Origin of the sequence: Pseudomonas parafulva NBRC 16636 = DSM 17004 (assembly GCF_000730645.1) — a bacterium.
Lineage (GTDB): Bacteria > Pseudomonadota > Gammaproteobacteria > Pseudomonadales > Pseudomonadaceae > Aquipseudomonas > Aquipseudomonas parafulva.
The window spans coordinates 56,455-67,276 of record NZ_BBIU01000027.1 but is presented as its reverse complement, the minus strand read 5'-3'; the positions used below and the strand labels follow the sequence as shown (position 1 = coordinate 67,276).

The following is a 10,822-nucleotide window of genomic DNA, read 5'->3' as shown; positions in this document are numbered from 1 at the left end:
AGTGATTGCGCCAACTTTGAGATCTTGTGGAAGACAGTTGCTCCCACAAGGTGAATTGCACCAGCATTCAGATTTTGCGGAAGACAGTTGATCCCACAGTATGGACTGCCCCACAAAAGGTTTACGGGAGCGAGCAATACCTGCGATGGGCCGCCAGGCGGCCCCAGTAACCGCTTACAGCCGCCAGTCCAGACTCACCATCATCGTCCGCGGCTCCCCCTGATAAACCCCGTTATAGAACCCCACGTTGTTGTAATAATGCTCATCGAAGAGGTTCTTCAGATTGAAAGAAGCCGCCAGGTGCTCATCGATCTGGTAGCGAGCCATCAACCCCACCACTGAAAAGGCCTTCTGCCCAATCTTGTCCCGGGTGGTAACGACCCTGCCCCCCTCACGACCGACCGGGCGGTTACCCATGCGGAAGTTATCGCTCTGCCAGTCCAAGCTCGCCCCCACCGTCAAGGCAGGTGTCATTTTGTAAGTGCTGGAGAAGCGCACCAGGTTCAAAGGCTGCTCGGTATTCTTGCGCTTTTTCTCCGCCGTGGCGGCATGGGTGTAGCTGTAGCCCAGGCTCATCTGCCAATCGGTCATCACCTCGCCTGCCACTTCGGCCTCGAACCCTTCCACAACGATGCCTTTACCGCCGCTTTTGTAGAAGATTTCGTCGCCATCAGGCGGCACGGAGTCATCTTGCTCGGCCACGTTGTCCTGCTTGCTGCGGAACACCGCCGTGCTCAGGTTAAGCCGCTCTTCGAACAGGCTCCCCTTCAGCCCGACCTCGTACACCTTGCCCACCACCGGTTCGATGTACTGCTTGTTGACGTCCCTCACCGTCTGCGGGTTGAAAATATCGGTGTAGCTTGCGTACAGGGTGAATTGTTCGCTCAGGTCGAAGAGCACACCGGCGTAGGGGGTCCATTGGTCGTTCTGCGTCTGCTTGCTGGTGGATTGCTCGCTGACATTCAGTGCGTCATCGTAGGCCCAGTCCCGGCGCTGGGTTTCCCAACTGCCGTAGCGGCTACCCAATACGAAGTGCAGGCGGTCTGTGGGGTTCAGCCGCGTGGCGATGTAGCCGGCCTTCTGCCGGGTATAGGAACGGCCACCGTCCAGGCCGCTATCTATGTCTTGGAACTTGGGGATCGACCCCATGTACTTCCAGTCACGGATCCGGTCATAGCCCTCGGGTACAGGCAGGTCGACAAAATAAGGCTCGCTGTTGCGCCGCTTCGACTCCCCGTAGCCGATCATGAAATCATGGCTGCGACCCAATAGCGGGAAGGGGCCGGCGAGGTTGAAATCGACCGCGTCCATTTTCTCCTGCCCGCCGAAATGCGCGTACCAGGCGCGCATGCCGCTGCGGTCTGCCTCGGGGAAACCGTTGCCGCCGTAGTAAACCTTGCCGTCACTGTCGGTCTGCCGATGGGTGTAGGCCAGCTTCATGGACCAGTCGTTGGCCAGGCGTTGATCCAGGGTGGCGAACACCGTCTGGTCTTTCAACGGCCAGGAAGACCATGGCGCGGTGAGGTTGGTCGATCTGGGAAGCTTGGCCTTGCTGCCATCGGCATTCCAGAATGGCACGGTGCCCCACGAGGAACCTTGCACATGCTTGTTCTGGTAGTCATAGCCCAGCGCCAGCACGGTGCTGTCGGTCAGGTCGGCCTCAAGCACGCCATAGGCAACCTCCCGCTGGATGGCGTACTTGTCCATGAACGATTTGTTGTCGCGATAGGCCAACACCGTGCGGCCGCGCAAACGGCCGTCCCAGCCCAATGGGCCGCCGGCATCCAGGTAGCTGTAGTAGTTGTCATGGCTGCCGGCACTGACGCCACTGCTGACGGCCAACTGATGGGTCGGGCGCTTGCGCACCATGGCAATCGTGCCCGACGGGTCGCCCGCGCCTGTGGTCAGGCCGGTGGCACCCCGCACCACCTCGATTCGGTCGTAGATGATGGTGTCCGAGTCGGACTTGAGCCCAGAGAAGGTGTTGAGCATGCCATCGATCTGGAAATTGTTGATCGCGTAGCCTCGCGAGTAATAGCTCGGGCGCTCCGAGTCATTGCGCTGAACCGTCACACCCGTGACGTGGGCCAGCGCCTCCGAAAGCGTATTGAGCTGAAAGTCATCCAGCTGCTGGCGGGATATCACCGATACAGACTGTGGGGTTTCCTTGACCGAGAGGTTCAGGCGGGTCGCTGCACTCATGCTGCCAGTGGTATAGGAGCCGCTGTTTTCGGTGGTACTGCCCAGGCTGGTGGCGACCACGTCTGTAGAGCCAAGCTCCATCACGGCACCTTTGGCCTTGCCCTCCTCCTCCGCCAGGGGCAAGGGGCTGAAAACGCAGGCGCAGAGGCCAAGGGTGAACGTCATGGCGGGGTTGATGGACGGGGGCATGGCGGGCTGACTCCTTGTGCAGGTAAAAATCCTGTGCGGGAATCTACATGAAAATCAACTACTAATGCTAATCAATCTCATTATTGATATTGGCTTTTTGCGGGGGTTGGCCTCGACAGAATCGAGAACGCGCCCGGAGAGCGAGTTTTGGGGGATAGGTATGAGAAGTGCTGGAACGTGCGAGGCGTGCAGTGCAGTGCACGTGAAAAATGGCGTCCCAGGCAGGAATTGAACCTGCAACCTTCCCCTTAGGAGGGTCATTTACACTCCAGCGGCTATTGGCCAAGTCCCCTATTATATGGACTTTCCGTCCGGTTGCGTCCGGCCAGACGTCCCCGTATATTCATTTCTGCACCCACAATGCACCCATGGGGACGAAGTGAAAGAAAAGCTCACAGCTAAGTTGCTGGCCGGCCTGCAGGTCACCGGTCGCGAGTACGAAGTGCACGACACTACGATCACCGGGCTTTTCGTGCGCGTGACCGCCGCAGGTGCGAGGTCTTATGTCGTGACCTGGGCCAGAGGCCGCAAGAAGACACTTGGCCGTGTGGGTATCCTCACCCTTGAGCAGGCCCGCCAGGAGGCAACCCAGTACCTTGCCGAGGCTCGCAAGCATGGCGAGCCCACAGCCGTCTCACAGGGCCGTCGAGGAGCCACCCTACCCTCCCTGCTGGAATTCATCACCGACGCCTATCTGCCTTGGTTCAAGGCGCACCACCGAGGCTACGAGAAGACCGCCCACACGCTAGCCAATAACTTCGAGACGATCATGCACCAGCGCATTGACGCCATCACCGGCCGAGAGCTGGAGCAGATCCGCACGACGTGGCTGCAGGCTGGTAACAAGCCGGCGACGGTGAATCGGAAGATGGGCAGCATCAGCGGAGTATTCAGTCGAGCGGTCGAATGGGAAGTCATCACTACTCACCCAATGGTTAAACTCAGACAGCTTAAGGTCGACAGCAAAGGAGTCGTGCGTTACCTGAGCACTGACGAAAACCTGCAACTGCGCAAGACTCTGGATGATCGTCAGGATGATATTCGGGCAGAACGTGAAAGCGCGAATAGGTGGCGAGCAGGCAGAGGACAAATACAACTTCCTTCGTTTGCAGGAAAAGCATTCACCGACCATCTAAAACCAATGGTTTTGGTATCACTCAATACCGGTATCCGGCGCGGCGAGCTGTTCAATCTAAAATGGGAAAGAGTAAGTTTTTCGACCAAGACTATTACGATAATCGGCGACTCAACCAAGACCAATGAAACTCGCCACATTCCGCTGAACAAGGAAGCACTCGAGACGCTTCAGGAGTGGCAAAAGCAAAGCGGAAAGAAGTCTGGATTTGTATTTCCATCATCTGATGGTGGTCGGCTTGAGGATGTAAAAAGCGCATGGCACGGGCTACTTGAGCGAGCCGGGATCACCGGTTTTCGTTGGCACGACATGCGGCATGACTTCGCATCGCGCCTAGTGATGGCCGGCGTCCCACTGAACACTGTGCGCGACCTGCTAGGCCATTCGGACATAAAGATGACCCTGCGATATGCCCACTTAGCCCCTGATACAAAGGCGGCTGCCGTGGAGTTGCTCTAGTCCCTAGTCAGTCCCAGGACGGACTGTCTGGCGGATAGTGACCGTGCTCCAGCGCGAAATCAATTACATCATTGATCTTTGCCCAATTCTTTCTGACAGTTTTCATATCAAGCGGCTGCTTATTTCTGAAGTAATTCTTAGTTAGAGCACTCAATAACTCTTCGTCATCACTGGGCAATGAGAAATAAACACTATCATCCCCATTGAACTCTGTAGTGTCGTGTATGAACCGCAGTATCGCCGTTTCTCTCTGCGAGAGTGTATGAGGCATCATGATTGCGGTTCTAATGAGCCTTGTAGGCGAATCCACGCTATAGATTAGGCCAAGCACGTCCAAAAAATAGAGCTCATCACTCACTGGATATGAAAACGTGTAGTCACCCAAGTAACTACTATCCATTCTGACTGTGTTGAATAGTTCCTTCAGAGCTCGCTCAACCTGAGTTGTTAAAGAACGTTCTTCGATGCGAGCCAAGAGTTCAAGCCCAAATTTCAACTCTGGAGAAACCCTAAGAGATAGGGTTTCCGCTTTGACTCTGTTGGCCGGGGCCTTTGCCATACCGATCTCCTCAATCCGTTCGCGACAGCATGTCACAGACATTGCGCTGTGTCGATACGTGTCAATGGGTGTCCTTTCGAATCCATGAGTGTAAGAAAAATGTGGACACATCGCATTCGCTTGACTATCGTGTCCACAAACTTCAATACACGAGGAGATTTCAGTGACTACCGCAGCGATCACTCAACCCATGGCAGTCGGCCCAGAGGAAGCGGCTCGACTGACAAGCCACAGCCGGAGCGCTATTTACAGCGCTATCGCTAAAGGTGAACTGCAGGCGTTCAAGTCGGGAAAGCGCCGATTGATCTTGGTGAAAGAGCTCGAAGTATGGATCAACCGTGTAGCGAAGGAGAGTAGCCGGTGAATGAGGTGGATTCCGTCCCGGCCGAGGCCGTGGTGGCACTGAGCTTGGGTCAGCGGCATAAGCTTGCGGATCTGATAACTGCTGAGCGGCGCAAGGCGAGCATGTGGTGGTCGGTCATCAACGAGATGCGACTTAGGAGCGAGTTACCGGAGTGGGCCAGTCCTCAAACCGTAGGAACGTCGGCAGACCACGATCATTGGTTGGAGATCCGCGAAGCAACAAACCGAGCGCTTTTCGGAAAGATTCGGCATATCGCCCATGAGGGTGAGCCGGAATGGGTCGGAGTGACGATCGATGGAGAGCTATGGGAGTTAACGCAGCGCCCTGGCCAAATGGAAACGACACAGGGCGCTGAGTCAGTGGAGCAGTTGCAGGAGAAGGTGTTGCAGCACCTTTCCGGCGAAATCGCATTGGGTAGCACCAACGAGAGGAAACTATCGTGACAGAACGTTCCAGCCAGCACAACGCCGGCATCAAAAATGACCGCGGCTCGGAAAAGCAGAACCGTGCGCAGGCCCATCGCAAGATGGCTCTGAGAGCCCTCCGCGCAAACTCGTCCCTGTCTGTGCGCTTGAAGCGCTACAACCACCACATGGACCAAGCCCGCGCCTTGGAAGCACAAGGGGGCGTGCAATGAGATGTGCACATAACTGCATCAAAGCAACTCAACTCGAGATGGCGGCATGGACTGCGCTGGATGACCTGCGCGACGTGCAACAGGCGTTCGACAATGCGCACGCTGTCTTCACGATGATTATCGACAAAACCCCCGGCACTCACATTGCTAAGGATCTGGCCCACCTAGGCATTGCCGATCTAACCATTTGGTCCGAAAAGCTGGACCGCTACGCGGATCAGTTCGAATCCAGCCTGGCCGCAACCCTTGACGCTGATCCTCTGATCTCCACCACGCCGAGGGCCTAAACCATGTTCGATAAAAACGGTGCCTTGGCGCTGACAGGATCGGCTTGCCCGAAGAAAGCCACCGAGCTGTTTTACGTGACCCACCCGAAGGCAGAACGGGCCTTGCTGGGGCCTTTCCTGAGCCAGGCCGACGCTAAGTGCGGGCGCGTAGTTCTGCGTAGCGCTGATGCGGTTGTGACCGCTCGCCTCATCGACTCGCTGGACGAGCTGACCTACTGGCACGCGGTGAACAACGGCCAGGTCTGCCGAACGTTTGCTGACGCCAGCGCGCTGGGGGTGAGCCATGGCTAAGGCAACCAAGGCCCCGCAGTCCGATCCACGCATGAGTGGCCCAGAACTGAGGCGCTAATGGCCAAAAGGAAAACCCGCCGCGACTCAGATTGGGGAGGTCGTGGCGCGTACATGATCCCTAGGCTGCTGGGCGAGCACCCCGACTTTCTGACCATGACCGGCTCCGAACTGAAGGTGTTCATGCTGCTGCTCTCGCAGTACCGCGGGAACAACAACGGCGACCTAGCGGCCACGCACTCGATGATGGAGGAGCGTGGCGGCATGGCCAAGGCAACGCTGGCGGCATCGCTGCAGGGGCTGCAGGAGCGGAATCTGATCGTTCGCACCCGGACCAACATGAAAGGTCGCGAAGGAGCACGTTGCGCGCTGTATGCCCTTACCTGGCTGCGCATCCATGAATGCCCTGGCCGGCAATTGGAGATTGGCCCAACGCCGACGCCGATGAGGAAGCTGAGCGAATGATTTGGTCGTTTACCGGGTTCAGTTTTTGAACAGCAAGGGTTCATAAATTGAACCGTTCCACAGTCCAGGCGCCATGCAAGGGCTGATAACGGTTCAAAAAATGGGCCCTTGTGGGCGGTTTCGATGGGTTTTCAGGTTCAAAAACTAGGCCCCTTTATAACTATTACCACCACAGGGATTTGAAATGAGCCGATTTACGACGGAACAAGCCCGGTGCGGATCGCTGACCGACGCCGGGTGCAAGCGTGCTGGCGGTTACACGTTTCTGGTGTTCGAGTGGCTTCCGTGGACCGCTGCGAGGTGTTGCCGACAGTGCGCAGTGTTTGTAAAGCCGCAATTGCTCGCTGCCCAAGCCAGCACGCTCGGCGGTCACCTGAGGTTGGTCATAGACAACGCCCCTCAGCAGTTGGCGCTGGATTGTCTGCCAGCCGGCCAGCGGGGTGCAGAAAGCGGCGCGGGGTGCAGCTAAATGCAGCGCGCCGTCGGCGAACAATCCGAGCAAGGCGGCACCCACGGCCTTCTCTCCAAAGGCCAGGCTAAGGCCCAGCGTTTTTTGTTGGATCTGCTGGCATGCGGGCCGGTACCGACAAGCGAAATCAAGAAGGCCGCTCAAGCCAGCGGCTGCGCCTGGGCGAGCGTGCGCCGAGCACAGCAGGTTGTGGGCGCCAAGGCCGTGCGGCATGGCGAAGAGGGGCGCAGGGGTGGCGGGTCTTGGTGGTGGGTGCTGACCGTGCCAGGGGTTGAGCACCTTAAAGATTCTCCGAATGAGCACCTAAATGTCTTGAAGAACGAGCCCGAATTTTTCGGCGCATCAAGGTCTACGGCTGGGGCTGCGCTCTCGGGTTTGAGCACCTTAACCGATGACTTGGAAGTCGGTCCCGACGAGGAGGAGCTGTGATGGCAGCTGTCGACTTTTTGCGCGGCCAGGGCCTTTCCGTGCGTAAGCGGGGCATGCGGGTAGTGGTCGGCCCTAAGGTGTTGATCACCGACGACATACGCCGGTACATCAAAGCCCACCGGCTGGCGCTGCTGGCGGAACTAGCCGCGAACGACGGCCTGGAGCGCCGCTGCAACTGGACTGTGCTGGTACCGGGGTGCCGGCCGTTCACGATGATCAGCGAGCCGATCACCCGCGACGAAGCACTGGCCGACGTTCGTGTGCGGTGGCCAGGTGCGGAGGTGGGGCCATGAACGCCAAACGCTGGCCTAGTTATCACAGTCAAGCCACCGCCGATAGCAGGCGGTTACGACTCGGATTTATTTCCGACCTGGCTCGGATTTATTTCCGAGAGACTGCTTTCCGCCAGAACACCACACCTTGGCTCTCACACCACAGAGGCGCCTTGATCCGAATCGGCTCATTTGGTCCGAGTCGGCTCATAGGGTCTCGTTCGGTGAAACGACACCCTCACATTGAGGAGCAAGCATGACCACCAAGCACATCATCATCACTGACGCCGAGATCCGTAAGCAGGCCGGCCAGCCAGTGCGCCAGTTGCGTGACCCGCGTTACCCCGAACTGCGCTTTCGCTATTCCACCGTCGACCGTACCCGGGGCGCCTGGCACGTGGTTGTCAGGGGCAAGTGGGGAAAGGCCGGCGACTTTCCCAGTTTGACCACTAAGGCCATGCTGACCGCCCTGCCGGCCATCCTGGCACGCCGTGCCATAGACACCGAGGCCACCTCGCTGACCAGCACCTGGAGTCGTACCGGTGAGCTGCTGGACTGGTACCTGGACCGCATGCTGCGCGACCGCAACTTATCAGAGAAGCGCAAGGCCGGCGCCAAGTCGGCCATCACCTGCCACCTAGCGCCCCGGCTGCATGACCTGCCGTTAGCCGAAGTGAGCAAAGCCACGCTCGATCAACGCCTGATGTGGCCACTGCAGGAGCGCTACGCCCTGTCGTTCGTGCGTCTGGTGTTCAACGTGCTGGCGGTGGCCATGCGCAAGGCACACCGGCTCGGGATGATCGAGCAGAACCCCATGGGCTCGCTGCGCTTCGGGGATTTCGTGGCGGTGCGGATCAAGCCAAAGTCGTCACGGCTGCGAGAGCGGGACTTACCCGACCTGCTGGCCAAGCTGGCGAACTGGAGCGAGGCGCGGCCCGCTGACGCCCTGCTGGTGCTGATGATGCTGTGCCACGGTACCCGCCTGGGCGAGACGCGCAGCGCGCTGTGGCGCAACGTCGATCTGCAGGCCGGTCAATGGTTCATCCCCGCTGACGACACCAAGACCAAGCAGAACCACACCCTGCCGCTGACCCGCCAGGCCTGCGCACTGCTGAGCCGCTATCAGGCCCAGCAGGCTGCCCAAGGCTACCAAGGTGCCTACCTGTTCCCAGCCAGCCGACGTGGGCCACTGGGCGCCACGGCAGCCAGCCAGGTGTTTGCTGAACTGAGCGACCGGCAGTGGACCAGCCATGACGTGCGCAAGGTCGCCCGCACCTGCTGGATGGACCTGGGTGTTGATTACCTGGTGGGCGAGATGCTGGTGAACCACGCGCTGCGCAACATGGATGCCACCTACATCCACACCACCGCCGAAGCCCTCAAGCGCCAAGCCCTGGAACGCTGGCACGACCAGTTAGACCGACTCGGGTTGAACGCACTTACAGGCGAGACATACCCGAGACACGAAGTTTCGCAAAAACAGCCACAAGCCACAGACCACGAGGCCTCTGGCGCAAACCCGGATGCATCACAGAGGAGCATGTAAGTCATGGTCGACGTTGAACAGGACGTTACCGAGCGGCTGGTCCAAGCCGGCATCACGCCATTGATTGGGGGCCTGGTACCCGAACCGGCCACGGCAGACCTGCTGGGATATGCCCCCAGCTACCTGCGCCGCCTGGCTGCCGAGGGTCGTTCGCCCTTGCCATTCGTGCGCCGGGGCAATCGGCGGTTCTACAAAATAGCCGACATAGTGCGCTTTGCGACGGTTACCGACTAAGGACGCCGAAGTTAACCGCTGACCGGGGTGTGCGTGCGCGCATAGGGTAGACGGCATCGTTTACACACCCCGGAGAACCCCATGCCAGATCCCTATCAGCAGGACATGACCCAGCTGAATCAAACGCTCCAAAGCATCGGCACGCAGATCGCCGACTTCAAATCGTCCTCAGCCGAGAAGCAAACCGAGTTCGGCGCCCGACTCCAAGAAATCGAGCAGAAGATGGTGAATGTCAGCGCCCGCCGAGGCGCCAACGACGTTTCAACCGACTCCAATGCTGTGACTGCCCAGGTCGTAGCCGCTGATGGTATCGCCGGCTTCCGCAGCGGTATGAAGTCCACCGGCCAGATCAATTGCAAAGTGGGCGTCCGCGCAGCCATCACCAATCCCAACAAAGGCGTCACTGGCTCGACCAGCTACCCAACTGCCCCGCAGCGTGATGGTGCCGGCATCCGTGGCATTCCGCAGCCGCGGCTGAGCTTGCTGGATGTGCTGCCGATTGTGCCGGTCACCAGCGCTACCTACGAGTTCGTTCGCCTCGACGGCTACATCAATGGCGCGGCCTACCAGAAAGAAGAAGGTGAGGAGAAGGCCGAAGGGTCGATGCCCACCAAGATGGAGCGGGCTGAGATCGCCACCCTTGCCACCTGGATTCCGGCAAGCCTCCAGGTGCTGCAGGACAATGACCAGCTTGAGGGGCAGATCAACACGCTGATGAGCGTTGGCGTGCGCCAGAAGTTGGAAGCCGAACTCATCAACGGCGACGGCGGCGCGGGTGAAATCCTCGGGTTCAAGAAGCAGGCAACCGCCGCTGGAATCACCACCGGCAAGCCAGCTGACCGTATCGGCGCGGCCCTCACTGACCTCAAGGCCGAGGGTTGGAACCCGAACGTAATCGTGATGAACCCACGTGACTGGTTCGCCATCGAGAGCGAGCGCGCCGAGGATGGCGACGGCCAGTATGTGATTGGCACGCCCCGCGATCCAGCGCCGCCCAGCCTGTGGGGCACCCCTGTAGTCGTCACCAACGGCATGCCGCAGGGCGAGGCGTTGATCCTCGATACCAGCGTGGCCGCGTTGCTGGACCGTCAGGAAGTTACCGTGGAGGCCAGCCGCCACGACGGCGACAACTTCCGCCGCAACATGGTGACCATCCTGGCAGAGCTGCGCGCTGGCCTGGCTGTGTTCGCTCCTACGGCCACTCGCCTGGTGACGCTGACCGATGCGCCGACTCCGTAAGCGCAAGCGTGGGTCAGCTGTGAGTGCCACGACCTCCTAACCGCAGCA

General features: G+C 59.1%; 14 protein-coding genes. 12 read left to right on the top strand and 2 right to left on the bottom strand.

Annotated elements, in window-relative coordinates:
- Positions 1-174 precede the first annotated feature (174 nt).
- The gene (locus tag PPA02S_RS17155; RefSeq protein ID WP_028635535.1) at positions 175-2,391 is read right to left on the bottom strand and encodes a TonB-dependent siderophore receptor; all 2,217 of its coding nucleotides are present in this window, start codon (positions 2,389-2,391) and stop codon (positions 175-177) included.
- A gap of 379 nt (positions 2,392-2,770) precedes the next feature.
- Here PPA02S_RS17155 and PPA02S_RS17150 point away from each other — a divergent pair, with 379 nt between their 5' ends.
- Positions 2,771-3,985: a site-specific integrase gene (locus tag PPA02S_RS17150; protein ID WP_028635534.1), complete on the top strand. Its 1,215-nt coding sequence runs from the start codon at positions 2,771-2,773 to the stop codon at positions 3,983-3,985.
- 7 nt (positions 3,986-3,992) lie between these two features.
- Here the strand turns inward: PPA02S_RS17150 and PPA02S_RS17145 are convergent, their stop codons facing one another.
- A complete protein-coding gene (locus PPA02S_RS17145; protein ID WP_028635533.1) occupies positions 3,993-4,544 on the bottom strand; it encodes a hypothetical protein in 552 nt (183 codons plus the stop codon).
- Positions 4,545-4,734: 190 nt separating this feature from the next.
- Here PPA02S_RS17145 and PPA02S_RS17140 point away from each other — a divergent pair, with 190 nt between their 5' ends.
- From PPA02S_RS17140 to PPA02S_RS17085, 11 genes are all read left to right on the top strand, one after another.
- Positions 4,735-4,908 carry a helix-turn-helix domain-containing protein gene (locus PPA02S_RS17140; protein WP_033728218.1) on the top strand — a complete coding sequence of 58 codons (174 nt, stop codon included), beginning with the start codon at positions 4,735-4,737 and terminating at the stop codon, positions 4,906-4,908.
- Positions 4,905-5,351 (top strand): hypothetical protein, encoded by a 447-nt coding sequence (locus PPA02S_RS17135; RefSeq protein WP_028635531.1) that lies wholly within the window; start codon positions 4,905-4,907, stop codon positions 5,349-5,351. The genes PPA02S_RS17140 and PPA02S_RS17135 overlap by 4 nt, the downstream gene beginning before the upstream one ends.
- Positions 5,348-5,545 carry a hypothetical protein gene (locus PPA02S_RS17130; protein WP_033728213.1) on the top strand — a complete coding sequence of 66 codons (198 nt, stop codon included), beginning with the start codon at positions 5,348-5,350 and terminating at the stop codon, positions 5,543-5,545. Before PPA02S_RS17135 ends, PPA02S_RS17130 begins: the two co-directional genes overlap by 4 nt.
- Positions 5,542-5,832 (top strand): hypothetical protein, encoded by a 291-nt coding sequence (locus PPA02S_RS17125; protein WP_028635530.1) that lies wholly within the window; start codon positions 5,542-5,544, stop codon positions 5,830-5,832. Before PPA02S_RS17130 ends, PPA02S_RS17125 begins: the two co-directional genes overlap by 4 nt.
- Before the next feature lie 3 nt (positions 5,833-5,835).
- Complete coding sequence (locus tag PPA02S_RS17120; protein ID WP_028635529.1) at positions 5,836-6,123, top strand: hypothetical protein; 288 nt, start codon at positions 5,836-5,838, stop codon at positions 6,121-6,123.
- Between the two features lie 111 nt (positions 6,124-6,234).
- Entirely contained in the window at positions 6,235-6,585 is a 351-nt protein-coding gene (locus PPA02S_RS17115; RefSeq protein WP_169338825.1) for a hypothetical protein, read from the top strand.
- 469 nt (positions 6,586-7,054) lie between these two features.
- Complete coding sequence (locus PPA02S_RS17105) at positions 7,055-7,483, top strand: hypothetical protein (RefSeq protein WP_028635526.1); 429 nt, start codon at positions 7,055-7,057, stop codon at positions 7,481-7,483.
- Positions 7,483-7,776, top strand: coding sequence for a hypothetical protein (locus PPA02S_RS17100; RefSeq protein ID WP_028635525.1), 294 nt, complete (start codon positions 7,483-7,485; stop codon positions 7,774-7,776). Before PPA02S_RS17105 ends, PPA02S_RS17100 begins: the two co-directional genes overlap by 1 nt.
- 235 nt (positions 7,777-8,011) lie before the next feature.
- The gene (locus PPA02S_RS17095; RefSeq protein WP_028635524.1) at positions 8,012-9,301 is read left to right on the top strand and encodes a tyrosine-type recombinase/integrase; all 1,290 of its coding nucleotides are present in this window, start codon (positions 8,012-8,014) and stop codon (positions 9,299-9,301) included.
- Positions 9,302-9,304: 3 nt separating this feature from the next.
- Positions 9,305-9,535, top strand: a complete 231-nt coding sequence (locus PPA02S_RS17090) for a helix-turn-helix domain-containing protein (RefSeq protein ID WP_028635523.1) — start codon at positions 9,305-9,307, stop codon at positions 9,533-9,535.
- 81 nt (positions 9,536-9,616) lie between these two features.
- Positions 9,617-10,774, top strand: a complete 1,158-nt coding sequence (locus tag PPA02S_RS17085; protein ID WP_028635522.1) for a phage major capsid protein — start codon at positions 9,617-9,619, stop codon at positions 10,772-10,774.
- Positions 10,775-10,822: the final 48 nt, after the last annotated feature.